Source organism: Mesorhizobium sp. WSM4906 (assembly GCF_029674625.1).
In the GTDB taxonomy this organism is placed as follows: Bacteria; Pseudomonadota; Alphaproteobacteria; order Rhizobiales; family Rhizobiaceae; genus Mesorhizobium.
This window is the reverse complement of sequence record NZ_CP121355.1, coordinates 1,024,660-1,041,142: the sequence shown is the minus strand read 5'-3', so window position 1 is coordinate 1,041,142 and position 16,483 is coordinate 1,024,660. Positions and strand designations below refer to the sequence as shown.

Annotated in this window: 18 protein-coding genes; 5 read left to right on the top strand and 13 right to left on the bottom strand. The window is 64.4% G+C overall.

Annotated features, from left to right (window positions below; all coding sequences use genetic code 11):
* Positions 1-16: 16 nt before the first annotated feature.
* Positions 17-943 (bottom strand): transcriptional regulator GcvA, encoded by a 927-nt coding sequence (gene gcvA, locus QAZ22_RS04970; RefSeq protein ID WP_278205879.1) that lies wholly within the window; start codon positions 941-943, stop codon positions 17-19.
* Between the two features lie 130 nt (positions 944-1,073).
* On the opposite strand from gcvA, the gene QAZ22_RS04965 reads away from it, so the two are divergent.
* A complete protein-coding gene (locus QAZ22_RS04965) occupies positions 1,074-1,328 on the top strand; it encodes a hypothetical protein (protein WP_278205878.1) in 255 nt (84 codons plus the stop codon).
* A 61-nt stretch (positions 1,329-1,389) separates the two neighbouring features.
* Here QAZ22_RS04965 and QAZ22_RS04960 read toward each other — a convergent pair whose 3' ends face one another.
* Positions 1,390-1,923: a L,D-transpeptidase gene (locus QAZ22_RS04960; RefSeq protein WP_278205877.1), complete on the bottom strand. Its 534-nt coding sequence runs from the start codon at positions 1,921-1,923 to the stop codon at positions 1,390-1,392.
* Between the two features lie 147 nt (positions 1,924-2,070).
* Between QAZ22_RS04960 and QAZ22_RS04955 the strand changes: the two genes are divergently transcribed.
* Positions 2,071-2,754 (top strand): response regulator transcription factor, encoded by a 684-nt coding sequence (locus QAZ22_RS04955; protein ID WP_040974579.1) that lies wholly within the window; start codon positions 2,071-2,073, stop codon positions 2,752-2,754.
* 194 nt (positions 2,755-2,948) lie between these two features.
* Complete coding sequence (locus QAZ22_RS04950; RefSeq protein WP_278205875.1) at positions 2,949-3,404, top strand: Crp/Fnr family transcriptional regulator; 456 nt, start codon at positions 2,949-2,951, stop codon at positions 3,402-3,404.
* A 285-nt stretch (positions 3,405-3,689) separates the two neighbouring features.
* Here the strand turns inward: QAZ22_RS04950 and QAZ22_RS04945 are convergent, their stop codons facing one another.
* From QAZ22_RS04945 to tesB, 7 genes are all read right to left on the bottom strand, one after another.
* On the bottom strand, positions 3,690-4,496 hold the full coding sequence (locus QAZ22_RS04945) for an exodeoxyribonuclease III (protein WP_278205874.1): 807 nt from the start codon (positions 4,494-4,496) through the stop codon (positions 3,690-3,692).
* A gap of 238 nt (positions 4,497-4,734) precedes the next feature.
* On the bottom strand, positions 4,735-5,403 hold the full coding sequence (locus QAZ22_RS04940; RefSeq protein ID WP_278205872.1) for an outer membrane lipoprotein carrier protein LolA: 669 nt from the start codon (positions 5,401-5,403) through the stop codon (positions 4,735-4,737).
* 138 nt (positions 5,404-5,541) lie between these two features.
* Positions 5,542-8,199 (bottom strand): DNA translocase FtsK, encoded by a 2,658-nt coding sequence (locus QAZ22_RS04935; RefSeq protein WP_278205871.1) that lies wholly within the window; start codon positions 8,197-8,199, stop codon positions 5,542-5,544.
* A gap of 211 nt (positions 8,200-8,410) precedes the next feature.
* A complete protein-coding gene (locus QAZ22_RS04930; RefSeq protein ID WP_278205870.1) occupies positions 8,411-8,686 on the bottom strand; it encodes a hypothetical protein in 276 nt (91 codons plus the stop codon).
* Between the two features lie 342 nt (positions 8,687-9,028).
* Complete coding sequence (locus QAZ22_RS04925) at positions 9,029-10,375, bottom strand: ammonium transporter (protein ID WP_278205869.1); 1,347 nt, start codon at positions 10,373-10,375, stop codon at positions 9,029-9,031.
* Between the two features lie 31 nt (positions 10,376-10,406).
* Positions 10,407-10,745, bottom strand: a complete 339-nt coding sequence (locus QAZ22_RS04920; RefSeq protein ID WP_006327120.1) for a P-II family nitrogen regulator — start codon at positions 10,743-10,745, stop codon at positions 10,407-10,409.
* A gap of 350 nt (positions 10,746-11,095) precedes the next feature.
* Positions 11,096-11,959, bottom strand: a complete 864-nt coding sequence (gene tesB, locus QAZ22_RS04915) for an acyl-CoA thioesterase II (protein WP_278207789.1) — start codon at positions 11,957-11,959, stop codon at positions 11,096-11,098.
* 107 nt (positions 11,960-12,066) lie between these two features.
* Between tesB and QAZ22_RS04910 the strand changes: the two genes are divergently transcribed.
* Entirely contained in the window at positions 12,067-13,329 is a 1,263-nt protein-coding gene (locus QAZ22_RS04910) for a ubiquinone biosynthesis hydroxylase (RefSeq protein ID WP_278205867.1), read from the top strand.
* A gap of 376 nt (positions 13,330-13,705) precedes the next feature.
* Here QAZ22_RS04910 and QAZ22_RS04905 read toward each other — a convergent pair whose 3' ends face one another.
* From QAZ22_RS04905 to QAZ22_RS04895, 3 genes are all read right to left on the bottom strand, one after another.
* The gene (locus tag QAZ22_RS04905) at positions 13,706-14,236 is read right to left on the bottom strand and encodes a hypothetical protein (protein WP_278205866.1); all 531 of its coding nucleotides are present in this window, start codon (positions 14,234-14,236) and stop codon (positions 13,706-13,708) included.
* Positions 14,237-14,348: 112 nt separating this feature from the next.
* Positions 14,349-14,705 carry a YciI family protein gene (locus tag QAZ22_RS04900; protein WP_278205865.1) on the bottom strand — a complete coding sequence of 119 codons (357 nt, stop codon included), beginning with the start codon at positions 14,703-14,705 and terminating at the stop codon, positions 14,349-14,351.
* A 2-nt stretch (positions 14,706-14,707) separates the two neighbouring features.
* Positions 14,708-14,929 carry a hypothetical protein gene (locus tag QAZ22_RS04895; protein ID WP_278205864.1) on the bottom strand — a complete coding sequence of 74 codons (222 nt, stop codon included), beginning with the start codon at positions 14,927-14,929 and terminating at the stop codon, positions 14,708-14,710.
* Positions 14,930-15,145: 216 nt separating this feature from the next.
* Between QAZ22_RS04895 and QAZ22_RS04890 the strand changes: the two genes are divergently transcribed.
* Entirely contained in the window at positions 15,146-15,571 is a 426-nt protein-coding gene (locus tag QAZ22_RS04890) for an OsmC family protein (RefSeq protein ID WP_278205863.1), read from the top strand.
* Between the two features lie 236 nt (positions 15,572-15,807).
* On the opposite strand, the gene QAZ22_RS04885 is transcribed toward QAZ22_RS04890, so the two are convergent.
* Positions 15,808-16,440, bottom strand: coding sequence for a DUF480 domain-containing protein (locus QAZ22_RS04885; RefSeq protein WP_278205862.1), 633 nt, complete (start codon positions 16,438-16,440; stop codon positions 15,808-15,810).
* Positions 16,441-16,483: the final 43 nt, after the last annotated feature.

Sequence of the window (16,483 nt, the reverse complement as noted above, 5' to 3'; positions counted from 1 at the left end):
CAGAAAGCGTGCCAAACTAACCAGCGTCTGCGTCTTTCGCGACCTCCTCGAGGAGCCAATCGCGGAAAGCGACGATGCGCGCGTCATCCTTCGTGGCTTCCGGATAGACGACGAAATAGGCGAATTCCGGCGCGACTTTGATGCCAAGCTCGAAGGGCCTGATCAACCGCCCTTGCGAAAGGTCGTTGGCCACCATGGCGAAGTCGGCCAGCGCCACGGCATGGCCGTCGAGCGCTGCTTGCGTGGCATCGGTCGCCGAGCCGAAGACGAGCGTGCGGCTGTCGTCGAAATCGTCGACGCCGGCCGCCTGCATCCACATCCTCCAGTTCGGCCATGTCACGCCCTGTCGCGACCATTCGATGTGAGCCAGCGTGTGGTGGAAGAGGTCGCGCGGCTCCTTCAGCGGCGGGCCCGAGGCAAGCAGCGCCGGGCTGCAGACCGGGATGATGATGTTTTCGAACAGCCGGTGGGCGCAGAGCCCCGGATATTTGCCGGCGCCGAAACGGATGCCGATATCGACATCGTCCCGTTCGAAGTCCCTGACCTCATAGGTGATATCGAAGCGCAACTCTATGCCCGGCTTCTGCCGGCGGAAGCCGTCCACGCGCCGCATCAGCCACTTCGTCGCGAACTGCGCGTCGATCGTCACTTTCAGCAAGGCCGTGCCTCTGTTCATCTTGCGCGCGCGGCTGACGGCGCGGCCAAGCAGGTCGAGCGCATCGACCGAGGCTTCGAACAGAACGTTGCCCGCTTCGGTGAGCCGGATGGTGCGGCTGGTGCGCGTGAACAGCACCAGGTCGAGCTGATCCTCGATTTCCTTGATCTGATGGCTGACCGCCGCCGGCGTCAGGCCGAGCTCGTCCGCGGCGCGGGTGAAATTGAGATGCCTGGCCGCCGCCTCGAACGTCCTCAACGCGCGCGTTCCGGGCAGCAGGCGGGCCATCCGATCTCCAAATAAAACTTGATGATCAGACAAGAACTACTCGTTTCCCGTTTATTTTTCAATCCGGCAAGATGGCCTCATCGAAACAACATCAAACCGGATTTGATGTCCGGAGAACACGGATAGAGCCATGACCGAGATCGCCCTGAAGCCCCACGCCGCCCCGAAATCCCGCTCCGGCATCACGCTTTGGCTGCGCACCGCGATCGACTGGCTGCGTCAGGCGCGGATCGCCGCCCGGATTCCGCATGAGTCCGTCGAAGACCTCTCCGACAGCCAGCTGCGCGACATCGGCGCCAAGCGCCGCGACATCGCGAAGGCGATGGACCGGGAGCTTGGCCGGATCGGGCTGCTCGACGCCGGGTGGCAGAAACCGAAATGGTAGGGATTGGGCAATAGGCAGTAGGCAGTAGGCAGTAGATATTCTCCCCTACTCCCCTACTCCCCTACCTCACCACCTTCACCACCGTCCTATCCGACAGCAGTGGCAAGAGCCTCGCCATGGTGCGCACGGTCACCGCCACGCAGCCTTGTGTCGGCGTGAAGCCTGGGCGGGCGAGGTGGAAGAAGATCGCGCTGCCGCGCCCGCGCCGGCGCGGCGCGATGTTCCAGTCGAGCACCAGGCACACGTCGTAGAGATTGTCGGCGCGCCGCATCCGCTCATGGCTCGCGCCATAGGGGATCTTCACCGGCCGATTGTAGTTGCGGTCGTCCGGCACTTCGCACCAGCCGAGATCCGGGCCGATCGGCGCCATTGCCAGCCTCGTCCTGCGCCCGCCGGCAAACTGGTCGTTGCGAAAATACCCCGACAATATCCGCATCGCGGCCAGAGGCGTCGCGCCGTCGCCCTCACGTTTGTTGGCGGAGATGCCGCCGCGTCCCAGCGCGCAGGGGAACACGGTTTTACCGGCTTGCAGGAACCCCTGTGCCCGGTTGCCGGGTCTTGCCCGCACAACCACGACACGCAGGCCTTTCGGCAAAAATGCACCCGCCTCATTGCGCGCGCGTTTTTTCTTGTATGATTGTCTCACGGAACAAATCACTGTGATCGGCTGTTGCGCCGGTGAGCTTCCGCATAAATGGGGGGAGGTCAACTGAATATTCTTTTTAAAACAACGGATTGATCCATGACATCACGCACCATTCTGATCGTTGACGACGACGACGACCTGCGAGCCACGCTCGTCGAGCAACTGGCGCTTTACGAAGAATTCGACGTCCAGCAGGAATCCACCGCCGCGAAAGGCGTCGCCGCGGCGCGCGGCGGTCTCGTCGATCTGCTCATCATGGATGTCGGCCTGCCCGACATGGACGGCCGCGAGGCGGTGAAGATCCTGCGCAAGGGCGGCTACAAGGCGCCGATCATCATGCTGACCGGCCACGATACCGATTCCGACACGATCCTGGGCCTCGAGGCCGGCGCCAACGACTATGTGACCAAGCCCTTCCGCTTCGCCGTGCTCCTGGCGCGCATTCGTGCGCAATTGCGCCAGCACGAGCAGAGCGAGGACGCCACCTTCTCGGTCGGTCCCTACACGTTCAAGCCCAGCCAGAAGCTTCTGATCGATCCGCGCGGCGCCAAGGTGCGGCTGACCGAAAAGGAGGCCTCGATCATCAAATATCTCTACCGGGCCGACCAGAAAGTGGTGACACGCGACGTGCTCCTGGAAGAGGTGTGGGGCTACAATTCCGGCGTCACCACGCACACGCTGGAGACCCATGTCTACCGGCTACGCCAGAAGATTGAGCGCGATCCTTCCAATGCCGAAATTCTTGTGACAGAAAGCGGCGGCTACAAGCTGGTTCCTTAAACATTTCATGATCTAGAAAGAGAGCGGTCGGGCGGGACTGCTTCGGGTACGATCCTGGTGCTGGAGGGTGATGGATCGGCTCGCTGGACGCATCGCACGATGCGCGATTGGAAGGTTGGAGCATTCGCTTGTGCGTCCGGGAGGACGCGGCTCCAAAGGAGGGACTGGACTGACCGCTCGGGGACACAGCTAGGATGGCGCTGGATGACGACATCCGCATCCTGTCCGCCGTGAAGCTCTTTCAGGGCTTTACGCAGGAACAGTTGCGCCTGCTCGCCTTCGGCGCGGAGAACACCTTCCTGCAGGCCGACCATAAGCTCTACCGCGAAGATGACGTGGCTGACTCGGCATATGTCGTGGTCAGCGGGCGCATCGTGCTCTATCGTGAACAAGGCGGCGAGCGCATCCCGATCGGCACGGCAGGCCCTGGCGCCATGCTGAGCGAACTGGCGCTGATCGCCGACACCAACCGGCTGACCAGCGCCTCCGCCGCCGTCGATTCGGAAGTGATCCGCTTGAGCCGCAAGATGTTCCGCCGCATCCTCGAGGAATATCCCGAGCTGGCGGCGCAGTTGCACGACCGCATCCTGGAAGAATTCCAGCAGATGATCGCCCGCATCGAGGAGCTCGCGCCGCGGTTCATGGGGTGAGGCACAAGGGGCGGCTCGATGAGCGTCGTCATTCTAGGGCGGAGCAAGGAGCGAAGCGACGCGCGCAGACCCTAGAATCCATGCCGTGACGTCGACGCTTCGCCGCGTTGCAGAAATGAGGGTTCTGACCCAACCGACCCGCCCCCGGGCTTTCTCCTCAGTTCTGCGTCGTTGCATCCTTTGGCACAGGTAACGGCATGGATCCTAGGGTCTGCGCGCCGCTTCGCGACGCTCCGCCCTAGGACGAACGCAAGATTTGCGCGCGTTAACCGCCATCGTCGAACCCTACTCCAGATCGAACCGCGCAATCACCGGCACATGGTCGGACGGCTTCTCCCAGCCGCGCGCCGCCTTCAGGATCTCGTAGCCTTTGAAGCTCGGCACCAGATTGGCCGACGACCAGACATGGTCGAGCCGGCGGCCGCGGTCCGAAGCCTCCCAATCCTTCGCGCGATAGCTCCACCAAGTATAGAGCTTCCGTTCGGCGGGCACGTCGAGCCGCATCAGGTCGACCCAGCCGCCGGCTTGCCGCATCGCCTCGAAGCTTTCCGTCTCGACCGGCGTGTGGCTGACGACGTTGAGCAATTGCTTGTGCGACCAGACGTCATGCTCCTGCGGCGCGATGTTGAGATCGCCGACCAGGATCGAGGCGGACGCCTCATCCTGGCTCGCCGGCACGCCGTTCATCTCATAGATAAAATCGAGCTTGTGGCGGAATTTCCGGTTGATCTCCGGATCGGGCTCGTCGCCGCCGGCCGGAACGTAGAAATTATGCAGCAGGATCGACCTGCCGCCGGCCTGCACTTTGACCGAAAGGTGCCGGCTGTCGTCGATCTCGCAGAAGCGGCGCTTCTCGACCAGCTCGATCGGCTGGCGCGCCACGGTCGCCACGCCGTGATAGCCCTTCTGGCCATGGAAGAGGATGTGCTCGTAGCCCGCCTTGCGGAAGGCCTTTTCGGGAAAGAGCTCGTCCGGAACCTTGGTTTCCTGCAGGCAGAGCACGTCCGGCGCGTGCTCCGCGAGCAGCCGCTCGACGATCGGCATGCGCAGGCGAACCGAATTGATGTTCCAGGTGGCGATGGTGAAGGGCATTCAGGCAGGTCCGGCAAAGATCGCCGAACTACTGCCAGCCGCGCGCCGCAAACACAAGTCGGGCGACGATCGTCGGCGTCGGCGCTGCCCCTCACCCTTACCCTCTCCCCGTGAAGAACGGGGAGAGGGGGACGCCAGCGCTTGAGCTTGTCCCTTCTCCCCGTCGTTACGGGGAGAAGGTGCCGGCAGGCGGATGAGGGGCAGCGCCGACGCCGGGAAACCTTCGCAACAGCTGGATCTACCGCGTCTTCGTATTCAGCTCTCTGTTCGCCGTGTAGTCGATATCGAAAGTGTCGGGCGGAATGGAGACACCTTCCTTGACGTTGAAGATCATCACCGTCGTGTCCTTGCCCTGCGCGTCGGTGATCGTCCACTGGCGCAGCTCGTAGCTCTTCGGATCGAACATCATGGTGATCCGGGCATTGCCGAACACCGACTTGTCCGAGAGCTGGATGGTGGTGAGGTCGTCCTCTTCCTTGACCGCCTTCACGCGCCCGCCGGAGAGATCGATCCGGTCGTCGAGGAGAAGCTTCAGCGGCGTCTTCGACAGCGGATAGAGGTCGGAAGTGTTCAGCTTCTTGTTGAGGATCACCACCGACTTGCCGTCCGAGATCACCCGGAAATTTGACGATCCGTCATAGTTGAAGCGGATCTTGCCCGGGCGTTCGAGGAAGAACTTGCCGCCGGTCTGTTCGCCCTTCGGCCCGAACTGCACGAATTCGCCGCTCATCGATTTGACCGAGGAGAAATGGTCGGCGATCTTTTGCGCCGCCGGTGGAATCGCGGCTTGCGCCCGGGCCAGAAGCTGGAAGCCCGGCACGACGTTGATGGCTGCCGCGCCCGCGAGCACCAGGCCAAGGCCGAGCACCTGCCGGCGGGTCGGGGCGAAATCTGTCTGGGTCTTCATGCCGGTCGCTTCCTGTGATTCGTGTCGTGGCTGTATCTGGACCCCCAGTTGGGCCTAAGTTTGGCGGATCGCACGGCGCTTGGTTGCATGACCGCGCCGGAAGGTTCAAAGCCGGCCGGCGCCGGCGGACACCGCCGGCTAGAATTTGTCGTCTTCCGTCGGCACCAGGATTTCGCGTTTGCCGGCATGGTTGGCCGGGCCGACGATGCCTTCCTTCTCCATCTTCTCGATGATCGAGGCGGCGCGGTTGTAGCCGATGCCGAGCCGGCGCTGGATATAGCTGGTCGAGGCCTTGCCGTCGCGCAGCACCACGGCCACCGCCTGGTCGTAGGGATCGTCGGAATCCTCGAAATTGCCGCCGCCACCGCCGCCGGAACCGCCCCTGCTCGAGGAGCCGTCCTCGTCGTCTTCGTCATCGTCCTCGGTGATGGCGTCGAGATATTCCGGCACGCCTTGCAGCTTGAGATGGCCGACGATCCTCTCGACCTCGTCGTCCGACACGAAGGGGCCGTGGACGCGCTGGATCCGGCCGCCGCCGGCCATGTAGAGCATGTCGCCCATGCCGAGCAGCTGCTCGGCGCCCTGCTCGCCAAGGATCGTGCGGCTGTCGATCTTCGACGTCACCTGGAAGGAAATGCGGGTCGGGAAATTGGCTTTGATCGTGCCGGTGATGACGTCGACCGACGGGCGCTGCGTCGCCATGATGACATGGATGCCGGCGGCGCGCGCCATCTGCGCCAGGCGCTGCACCGCCCCTTCGATGTCCTTGCCGGCCACCATCATCAGGTCGGCCATCTCGTCGATGATGACCACGATGTAGGGCATCGGCTCGAGATCGAGATCCTCGGTCTCGTAGATCGCCTCGCCGGTCTGGCGGTCGAAGCCGGTCTGCACGGTGCGCGAGATTTTTTCGCCCTTCTTCTCGGCTTGGCTGACGCGTGCGTTGAAGCCGTCGATGTTGCGCACGCCGACCTTGGACATCTTGCGGTAGCGGTCTTCCATTTCGCGCACGGTCCATTTCAGCGCCACCACCGCCTTCTTCGGATCGGTGACGACCGGCGTCAAAAGATGCGGGATGCCGTCATAGACCGAGAGTTCGAGCATCTTCGGGTCGATCATGATCAGCCGGCATTCCTGCGGCGTCAGCCGGTAGAGCAGCGACAGGATCATGGTGTTGATGGCGACCGACTTGCCCGAGCCGGTGGTGCCGGCGACCAGCACGTGCGGCATCTTGGCGATGTCGACGATGACCGCCTCGCCGTTGATGGTCTTGCCGAGCGCCAGCGCCAGCTTCGCCTTGGTCGTCTCGAAGTCGCGGCTCGCCATGATTTCCCGCAGATACACCGTCTCGCGCTTGGCGTTCGGCAATTCGATGCCGATGGCGTTGCGGCCGGGCACGACGGCGACGCGGCAGGCGATCGCGCTCATCGAACGGGCGATGTCGTCGGAGAGGCCGATGACGCGCGAGGACTTGATGCCGGGCGCGGGCTCGAGCTCATAGAGCGTTACGACCGGACCCGGGCGGACATGGATGATCTCGCCCTTGACGCCGAAGTCCTCGAGCACGCCTTCCAGAAGCCGCGCGTTCTGTTCCAGCGCGTCTTTCGACAGGCTCGGGTCACGCGCGACGTTCTTCGGCTCGGACAGGAAATGCAGCGACGGCATCTCGAATTTGTCCGAGCCGATCAGCGAGGTCTGCGCCTCGCGCTGGGCGCGCGATCCCGGGGCCGGGCGAGGTCCCGGGGCCTCGACTCGGGTCGCCGCGTCGGAGCGGAAGTTGCGCACATTGGCGCGGCGCGGCACAGGCTGCTCGTCGTCGAAATCGATGTCTTCGTCCTCTTCGTCTGCGAAGTCATCGTCGTCGACCGGATCGACCGAGGCGCTGCGGTCGTTGACCATGGCGGCGAAAAATTCCGGCTCGACGCGGGCGCGGCCGCCGGGGCTCATCCTGGACTCGGCGAACTCGGCCGATTCGACCCGTTCGGCGGCGCGCCGCCAGGCGCTCGCCCGCGGCTCCATCGGAGGCTCGAACTCGTCGCGCTCCTGCCTGCGGCGCGCGGCGCGACGATGCAGGAAGGCGCGGAACGACAACCACCAATGGGTGACGGCGCCGAGCGCCAGAATGCCTTCGTCGCCTTCGTCCTCATCTTCGTCGAACAGCAGCTCGTCCTGCTCGCGCGGGTCAGGCTCGGCGGCACGCTCCATGACGGCAAAGCCGTTCTTGCGCGCAATCAGCGCCGAGCCATAGGCAAACAGCCACAAGGCCGGCGCGGCAAGCACAACTGCGATGATGCTGGCGAAAAGACCCTTCGGATAGCCGCCGACGGCTATGCCAGGGATCTTCAGCACCATGTCGCCGAATACGCCGCCGAGGCCGGTCGGCAGCGGCCAGGTGTTGGGCGGCGTGACGCAGCCGGCGATCGCGGCCGCAAGCAGCGCGAAGCCGAACCAGGCCAGTTCGCGCTTCGCCAAGCTGTCGACGCCGCGCGCGGAGAAGAGCAGGAAACCCCAGATCACCGTCGGCACCAAGCCGGCGACGGCGGCAAGGCCGAAGAACTGCATGGCGAGGTCGGAGAAAACCGCGCCTGTATAGCCCATGGCGTTGGTGACGATATTGTTGGTGGCGTGCGAGAAGCTCGGATCGGCGACGTTCCAGGTGGCGAGGCTGGCGACGCCGAAGGCGGTGAACACGAACAGGCCGGCGCCGACCAGCCGCCCGACCTGCCGCCTCGCGAATGCGTGGATGCCGTGCCCGGTATCGGTCAGCGCGAGCGGTGCTGAAGCGCCTGAACGCATGCTCTTCCCCGTAAGTCGTTGCCTGGCCCGGGCGCACGGCGCACCCCGGCAGATTCGGCTGCCAGACTATCTGTGGGAAGGTTAAGGCCGCATTAACCATGGCCTTTCACCGAGATGCACCTCGGAGAGGAAATGGCGGGCCGTCGCGCCCGCCATCCTTCTTTTCAAAAGACAAAACGATCAGGCCCGTTCGGGGCCCGACCTTCTGCGATCACTTGTGACCGGCGTACATCATCAGGCTGGCGCAGAATTCGGCATGAGGCTTGCTCATCGCCGCATCCTGGCACTCCTTCATCATCGCGTCCTGCTTGTCCTTCGCCGTCGAGGCCCAGGCCGCCTTGAAATCGGCCTCGGACTTCATGGTCTTCATGCTGGAATCGGTGAAGAACGGAGCCATATTGTCAGGCTCGTCGAGAGCACCGGCGAGTGCAACGCCGCTGACCATCGACAGAGCCATTGCTCCCAGGAAGATATTCTTGAAGTTCATCGGTTGGTTCCTTCCCTGTTATTTGGCGAACGCCACGAGGCGGTCGCAGTCCCAGTACGGAACCGGAAAGACCGGTGTTTCACGCGTGCGCGATCAAGTGAATGTGATCGAAACGCCGCGTGCTCATCCGCCGACAAAAAAGAGGCCCGGAAGGTCGTTCCGGGCCTCAAGGCGTGAGCCCCTTTCGAGAGCGTCACGACGGGATCTTGGGAGTAAAATCCACGCAAACCGCTTAGCGGCTTTGGGTAATCCGGGGCCGGCGGGAGGAGGATCCGCCGGCCCCTGGGGCAATTCCGGGAAAAGTCCGGAATTGCGCCGACAAGGAGATAGGCTGAGCCGGCCTTACGGCACCACCTCGCCGTGCTGGGTGACGTCGAGGCCTTCGACCTCTTCCTGAGCGCTCGGGCGCAGGCCGACCAGCGCCTTGACGATGAAGAGGATCACGAAGGTGGCGATCGCCGTCCACAGGATGGTGAAGACGATGCCGTAGATCTGCGTGCCGACCGACGCGCCCTTGCCGAGCGCGTTGATCTCCGGATCGGCGAGCGCGCCGGTGAGCAGCGCACCGATGACGCCGCCGACGCCGTGCACGCCGAAGGCGTCGAGCGAGTCGTCATAGCCGAACATGTGCTTCACCTTGACGGCCGAGATGTAGCAGACGACGCCGGCGACGATGCCGACGATGAAGGCGCCGGTCGGGTTGACGAAGCCGGAAGCCGGCGTCACCGCGACCAGGCCGGCAACGGCGCCCGAGATGATGCCGAGCACCGAGGGCTTCTTGGCGATGATCCATTCGGCGAACATCCAGGCCAGCGCCGCGGCGGCGGTGGCGACCTGCGTGTTCATCATCGCCGCACCCGCGAGGCCGTCGGCGGCGAGCTCGGAACCCGCGTTGAAGCCGAACCAGCCGACCCACAGCAGCGAGGCGCCGATCACCGAATAGACGAGGTTATGCGGCGCCATGTTGGTGGTGCCGTAGCCCTCGCGCTTGCCGAGGACGAGCGCGCAGACCAGGCCCGCGACACCGGCGTTGATGTGGACGACCGTGCCGCCGGCGAAGTCGAGAACGCCGGCCGAGCCGAGGAAGCCGCCGCCCCACACCCAGTGTGCGATCGGCGCATAGACGAAGACCAGCCACAGGCCCATGAAGATCAGCAGCGCCGAGAACTTCATGCGCTCGGCGAAGGCGCCGGCGATCAGCGCCGGCGTGATGATGGCGAAGGTCAGCTGGAACATCGAGAAGACGAGTTCAGGGATGTTCGCCACGCCCGGCAGCCACAGCGTCGCGGTGGTGATGCCGTGGTGGAAGAATTTCGAGAAGCCGCCGATGTAGGCGTTCGTGCCGCCGCCGTCGGAGAAGGCGAGCGAATAGCCGAACATGAACCACAGCACTGTCACCAGGCAGGTGATGGCGAAGCTCTGCATGATGGTGGCGAGCACGTTCTTCTTGCGCACCATGCCGCCGTAGAACAGCGCCAGGCCGGGAATGGTCATCATCAGCACCAGCGCCGTCGAGGTCAGCATCCAGGCGGTGTTGCCGGTATCAAGCACCGGGGTCGGCGCGGCGGGTGCGGCCGGCGCTGCCGCTGGAGCGGCCTCCTGCGCGAAGGCGGCGGCGGTGCTCAGCGCTACGAGAGCGAGCGAAGCGGCCGCGCGTCCCGTCGTCTTCAAGGTAGAAGGTATATTCATAGAACTCTCCGTTGGAATGGCTGGTCGCCGCTTAGAGCGCGTCGGTGTCTGTTTCGCCGGTGCGGATGCGCACCGCCTGGTCGATGCCGAAGACGAAGATCTTGCCGTCGCCGATCTGGCCGGTCTTGGCGGCCGCGGTGATGGCTTCGACGGCCTTGTCGACCATGTCGGCGCCGACTGCGACTTCGATCTTGATCTTGGGCAGGAAGCTGACCGCGTATTCCGCGCCGCGATAGATTTCCGTATGTCCCTTCTGACGCCCGTAGCCTTTGACTTCGGTGACGGTCAGGCCCTGGATGCCGACGGCGGTGAGCGCTTCGCGCACCTCGTCGAGCTTGAACGGCTTGATGATTGCCATCACGATTTTCATAAGGTTTCACCCTTTGCTGTTGCGGTCCCCCGCGATTGCACGACTTCGCCGATCCCGTGGGAGCCGGAGAGTGCCCGACAGGATTCAAGCTTCGTGCCAATTGCCGAGGCAGGGCGTTAACCTATTGTAAACAAAGGGAGCGACGCTGCTGGAACCCGTGTCTGCCCAAAGCGGCGGTTGGGTGCCTGCTTAAAAAATAGGCAATTTTTCAAAAATGCCTATTTCGCAGGCTTGTGGCGCAACTGTGGGCAGCGGCAGTGGGTTGACGCAAGAAATTCCGCGCAAAATCGGGTCGGGGCCGATTTCTTTTGCGCGACGAAGGCGCCCACGCTGGAAAAGAGCTGGCCTGCTCAGCGCCGCAGCCGGATCAGGCCTTCCTGGGCAACCGAGGCGATCAAGGTTCCGTCGCGCGCGAACAGCGACCCGCGGGTGAAGCCCCGCGAGCCTTGCGTGGAGGGACTGTCCTGTGTGTAGAGGATCCAGTCGTCCAGCGAATGGCTGCGATGGAACCACATCGCGTGGTCGAGACTGGCCGCCTGGATGTCGCGGTCGAAAATGGCGCGGCCATGCGCGAAGGTCGAGGTGTCGAGCAGCGTCATGTCGGAGAGGTAGGCGAGCACGGCCGCCTGGGTCGCGCGGTCTTCCGGCACCGGACCGGTGGTGCGGATCCAGATGTTCTGCTCCGGCTCCAGCTTCTCGCGGCTGGTATAGTGCTTGAGCATCACCGGCTTCATTTCGATCGGCCGGTCGCGCTCCCAGTAGCGCCGGATGCCTTCCGGCACCGCCTCGCCGAACTTGCCGAGCAGCTCGCGCTGCGAAAGCAGCGTGTCGGGCGCCGGCACGTCGCGCGGCATCGGCAGCTGATGCTCCAGCCCCACCTCGTCCTGCTGGAACGAGGCTTCCAGCGAGAAGATCGCCTGCCCGTGCTGGATCGCCACCACCCGGCGCGTGGTGAAGGAACCGCCGTCGCGGATGCGGTCGACCTCGTAGACGATCGGCACCTTGGTGTCGCCGGGCCGCATGAAATAGCCGTGCAGCGAGTGAACATGGCGCTCGGGCTCGACGGTGCGCTGGGCCGCGACCAGCGCCTGGGCGATGGTCTGGCCGCCAAAAACCCGCTGCCAGTCGAGCTTAGGGCTGCGACCACGATACAGATTGTGTTCGAGCTGCTCGAGGTCGAGAATGTCGAGAAGCTCGTCCATGGCCGCCGTCATGTTCCACGTCCCTCGAAGATGTGTCATGGCGGGTTTCGGACAGGACGGGCGGGCAGTCAAGCTGCAACGGCCGCCGCCGCGTCCGGAAGCCGCGAAAGGAAAGTGCGATGGTCGACCGCAGGGTGAATGGGCCAGACAAAGCCTCCGTGGATGTGCTGGTGGCGGGCGCCGGCTATGTCGGCCTTGCCGCCGCCGTCTCGCTGAAGCAGGCACGCCCCAGCCTCGGCGTCGCCATCGTCGATGCCGCGCCCGCCGGCGTCTGGCACAAGGACGGCCGTGCCTCGGCGATCGCCGCCGCGGCCTGCCGCATGCTGGAGCAGCTCGGCGTCTGGGACGAGATCGCGCCGGAGGCGCAGGCGATCACCGAGATGGTCATCACCGACTCGCACACCGCCGATCCGGTGCGCCCGGTGTTCCTCACTTTTGACGGTGAGGTGGCTCCCGGCGAGCCCTTCGCCCATATGGTCGCCAACCGGGAGCTGAACGGGGCGCTGCGCCGCCGCGCCGCAAAGCTCGGCATCGACATCATCGAAGGCATGGCTGTCAGCGCCTTCGACACGAACGGCGCCGGTATCACCGTTCATCTGGCGGACGGTGCCGCGCTCAAGGCCCGACTGCTGATCGCCGCCGACGGCGTCAATTCGAAGCTGCGCGACATGGCCGGCATCAAGACCGTGAAATGGGAATACGGCCAGTCCGGCATCGTCTGCACCGTGGCCCACGAGCGCCCGCACAACGGCCGCGCAGAGGAGCATTTCTTGCCGGCCGGGCCCTTCGCCACGCTGCCGCTGAAACCCGACAAGGACGGGACCAACCGCTCCTCGATCGTCTGGGTCGAGCGCTCGCAAGACGCGCAAAAACTCGTCGATGGCGACGAGTTCGTCTTCGAGCACGAGCTGGAGCAGCGCTTCAGCTTGAAGCTCGGCGAGATCCGTGTCGCCGACAAGCCGCGCGCCTGGCCGCTCGGTCTGACCCTTGCCCGCGCCTTCGTGGCGCCGCGCATCGCGCTCGCCGGCGATGCCGCGCACGGCATCCACCCGATCGCCGGCCAAGGCCTCAATCTCGGCTTCAAGGATGTGGCGGCGCTTGCCGAAGTGGTGGTCGAGGCCGATCGGCTCGGCCAGGACATCGGCGCGCTCGACGTGCTCGAGCGCTACCAGCAGTGGCGCCGCTTCGACACGCTGCAGATGGGCGTCACCACCGACGTGCTGAACCGGCTGTTTTCGAACGACATCGGCCCGCTGCGCGCCGTGCGCGATATCGGCCTCGGCCTTGTCGAGCGCATGCCGAAACTGAAGGATTTCTTCATCCGCCAGGCGTCGGGCCTGTCCGGCGACACGCCACGGCTATTGAAGGGCGAGGCGATCTAGCGCTTGGCGATTGGCCGAGGCCTGCATGACGTCGTCATCCACGGGCGGAGCGGGAGCGAAGCGGACGCGAAGACCCGAGGATCCATTCCGTAGCGTCAATCGTAGGGTGCTGCGGAGCAAAATTTCTGCACCGCCGCAACGCTTACAGGTAACGGAATGGATTCTATGGTCTGCGCCGCGTCGCTTCGCTCCTTGCTCCGCCATAGAATGACGACGTGAGGGGCGTTTCGGCTGATCACGAAGGCAGGCGATCCGGCTGCCACAGCTTCAGCTTAATGCATGTCGCCCAAAAGTGCGTAGCGGTTTTGGGAAAACGACATGCATCAAAACAAGAACTTAAAGCGCGTCGCCTGAGTCCATCTCAACGCGACGCGCTTTAGTTCACCTCGAAGCCCAGCTTCTGCCTCAGCCTCACCATCCGCTGGTCGGCGATCCGCAGCCGTTGCTCGCCGCCCTGCGCGACGCGGCTCAGCATCCTGAGCAGATCGTCGCGCTCGTGCGGGTCGAGGCGTTCGCGCAGGAACGGCGCCAGCTTGTCGATGACGATCGTCGTGTCGTCGATCTGCGACGCCGCCCATTTGGCGTAGACGACGGCCTCGTCGGTCTTTTTCTGGCTTTCGGCAATCTGCGCGATCACCTCGCGGATGACGGCCTCGCGCCGCGGCAGGATCGGGCCATGTTCCGAAACGATCGCGGTGATCAGCGTCGCCGCCGCCACCACGGGTTCGTCGATCGCCGTCAGCGGCGAGAGCGCTGCCTGCTTGCGCAGCTTCTTGCGGCGGATATTGCCTTGCACGCGCCCGACGACATCGGCGACCTCGCGCGCGGCCTCGTTCATGGCTTTCATCCGGTACCACCAGATGGCCGCGGCGCCCAGCACGCCAAGGACAGCGATCAAGAAAGGCATGCCGAATTCCCCCGAATCCCGGCAACGATAGGAGAAGTGCAGCATCGCTTCAACACGCGACAATTGCGGCGATGAAGAAACCCCTAATGTGCCTGATCGCCATACGACGGCATCATGACCCCGGTATGTCGTAGATCGCCCTGACCTCGACGGTGCCGAGCTCGGCCAGCGGAATGCCGTCCGCGATCGCCAGCGCCTCGTCGAGATCCGCAGCCTCCACCATGACGAAGCCGAGAAGCTGCTCTTTCGTCTCGGCGAACGGGCCGTCGGTGACCAGCCGCTTGCCCTTGCGCCGCCTAAGCGACTTCGACTTCTTCACCGTCTGCAGCGCCTGCGCGATGATCAGCTTGCCCTGTTGGTCGAGCAATCTGTCGTAAGCGAGCGAGTCGGCGTCGAGCTTGGCCGATCTCTCTGGCGTGAGCGCGAGAAGGTCTTTCTCCTCGCCATAGACCAGCAGGACATATCTCATTGTCAGTTCCCTTCCTGTGATGAACCATAGGGGGCGACAGCGACGCTGTCAGCCTTGCCTCTGACGGCCGCCGCATGGTCGAGCAGGCATGCCGCCACGTCGATGATGGCCACCGCCGCCACCAGCCGGCCGACGCCGAGTGGCGGCGGTTCCAGCCAGAACTCTTCCAGCTGCTGCGCCCTGTGGCCGGGGCGCCTCCAAAGTGCGAAAAACAGATTGTCCATCCTGAACCTCCATCGGCCGCAAATTCCGTGGCCGCCCGCAGGACGGTCAGGCCCTCTGGAAGTCGACATTTTTGCACGCGCATTTTTTTCGGGAATTTTTTCGCAGGCGCCGCCTGGGCGGATAACATCGCGCCATGGTCTTCCCGCGCGCCCGCGCTATAGTTCAGAAGAACGCCGGCGCCCCGCCGGCGAACCCCGACAAGCCAGGAGGACTTCATGGACCGCACCGCAAACTCCGTCTGGAAAGGCAATCTGAAAGAGGGCCAAGGCACGCTGGACACGCAGAGCGGCACCTTGAAGGGCACGCCCTATTCCTTCAAGGCGCGCTTCGAGGACGAGAGCGGCAAATCCGGCACCAATCCGGAAGAGCTGATCGCCGCCGCCCATGCCGGCTGCTACGCCATGCAGCTCTCGCATTTCCTGGCCGAGAACGGCACGCCGGCCGCCGAGCTCGACGCCAAGGCGGTCGTGACGCTGGTGCCCGGCACCGGCATCACCGGCAGCGCCATCACGCTCATCGGCAAGGTGCCGGGCATCGATGCGGCGAAATTCAAGGAGCTGGCCGAGAAAGCCAAGGCCGAATGCCCGGTCTCGAAGGCGCTCGGCGCGATCAAGGTGTCGCTCGACGCGAAGCTTGGGTGATTGGCATCCTGATCTGGCGTCGGCGCCGCCCCTCACCTGCCTGCCGGCATCCTCTCCCCGTATAGTGACGGGGAGAGGGGCGCTCTCATCGTCGGTTTCGCCAACCATCTGCGTGGCAGAAATGGCGCCAGCGTTGCGGCCAGCTCTTTCTCCCCGTCACTATACGGGGAGAAATGCCCGGCAGGGCAATGAGGGGCAGCGCCGGCTTTGGCAATTATCCCGACCGTGCTGAAACGCTATAGCCCAGCCAGCGCCTCGATCTTCGCCCGCAGCGCCGCAACCTCTTCCTCCAGTGCTTTAACGCGGGCCTCAAGTCCGGAATCCGAAGATGTCGCCGGCGGCTGCCACGGTGCCGCGACCGCCGTCATTTCCACCGGGCCGCTCAGCAGATGCACATAACGCTCCTCGCGCTGTCCGGGGGCGCGTTCGAGCAATTGCACCAGCGGCGGCCGGCGGCCGATCATCAGGTCGAGATTGTCGCGAAGCTCCTCGATCGACCCAAAGCGCGCCATGCGTTCCGAGCGCGCGAGCAGCTCATGCGCGGTCTGCGCGCCGCGCAGGAGCAGCAGGCCGACGATCGCGATCTGCGGCGTGGTCAGCGAGAAGCGCTGCGCCATCAGGTGCTCGTAGCGTTCGACGCGCGAGGCAAACGCCTGCCGCACCAGGCCCTTCTGCTCGAGCGAGCTCAGCGCCCGCCGAACCTCCGTCAGCTCCAGCGCCATCACCGGCTCGCGCGCCGTCTTCTGGTTGGCGGCGGCGTGCGCGCCGTTGAGCGTCAGCGGATAGACGTCCGGCGTCAGCTCCTTCTTCTCGATCAGGCAGCCGAGCACGCGGGCTTCGGCGGGGGAGAGGACGGGGAGATCGGTCATTGGGTTGGGCTATTTCTGTCGGTTCTCTGAACGGCGATTTTGG

Excerpts from the sequence above, each read along its gene's own strand:
- gcvA (WP_278205879.1), bottom strand. The coding sequence starts at position 943 with ATGGCCCGCCTGCTGCCCGGAACGCGCGCGTTGAGGACGTTCGAGGCG.
- QAZ22_RS04965 (WP_278205878.1), top strand. The coding sequence starts at position 1,074 with ATGACCGAGATCGCCCTGAAGCCCCACGCCGCCCCGAAATCCCGCTCC.
- QAZ22_RS04955 (WP_040974579.1), top strand. The coding sequence starts at position 2,071 with ATGACATCACGCACCATTCTGATCGTTGACGACGACGACGACCTGCGA.
- QAZ22_RS04950 (WP_278205875.1), top strand. The coding sequence starts at position 2,949 with ATGGCGCTGGATGACGACATCCGCATCCTGTCCGCCGTGAAGCTCTTT.
- QAZ22_RS04945 (WP_278205874.1), bottom strand. The coding sequence starts at position 4,496 with ATGCCCTTCACCATCGCCACCTGGAACATCAATTCGGTTCGCCTGCGC.
- QAZ22_RS04940 (WP_278205872.1), bottom strand. The coding sequence starts at position 5,403 with ATGAAGACCCAGACAGATTTCGCCCCGACCCGCCGGCAGGTGCTCGGC.
- QAZ22_RS04935 (WP_278205871.1), bottom strand. The coding sequence starts at position 8,199 with ATGCGTTCAGGCGCTTCAGCACCGCTCGCGCTGACCGATACCGGGCAC.
- QAZ22_RS04930 (WP_278205870.1), bottom strand. The coding sequence starts at position 8,686 with ATGAACTTCAAGAATATCTTCCTGGGAGCAATGGCTCTGTCGATGGTC.
- QAZ22_RS04925 (WP_278205869.1), bottom strand. The coding sequence starts at position 10,375 with ATGAATATACCTTCTACCTTGAAGACGACGGGACGCGCGGCCGCTTCG.
- QAZ22_RS04920 (WP_006327120.1), bottom strand. The coding sequence starts at position 10,745 with ATGAAAATCGTGATGGCAATCATCAAGCCGTTCAAGCTCGACGAGGTG.
- tesB (WP_278207789.1), bottom strand. The coding sequence starts at position 11,959 with ATGACGGCGGCCATGGACGAGCTTCTCGACATTCTCGACCTCGAGCAG.
- QAZ22_RS04910 (WP_278205867.1), top strand. The coding sequence starts at position 12,067 with ATGGTCGACCGCAGGGTGAATGGGCCAGACAAAGCCTCCGTGGATGTG.
- QAZ22_RS04905 (WP_278205866.1), bottom strand. The coding sequence starts at position 14,236 with ATGCCTTTCTTGATCGCTGTCCTTGGCGTGCTGGGCGCCGCGGCCATC.
- QAZ22_RS04900 (WP_278205865.1), bottom strand. The coding sequence starts at position 14,705 with ATGAGATATGTCCTGCTGGTCTATGGCGAGGAGAAAGACCTTCTCGCG.
- QAZ22_RS04895 (WP_278205864.1), bottom strand. The coding sequence starts at position 14,929 with ATGGACAATCTGTTTTTCGCACTTTGGAGGCGCCCCGGCCACAGGGCG.
- QAZ22_RS04890 (WP_278205863.1), top strand. The coding sequence starts at position 15,146 with ATGGACCGCACCGCAAACTCCGTCTGGAAAGGCAATCTGAAAGAGGGC.
- QAZ22_RS04885 (WP_278205862.1), bottom strand. The coding sequence starts at position 16,440 with ATGACCGATCTCCCCGTCCTCTCCCCCGCCGAAGCCCGCGTGCTCGGC.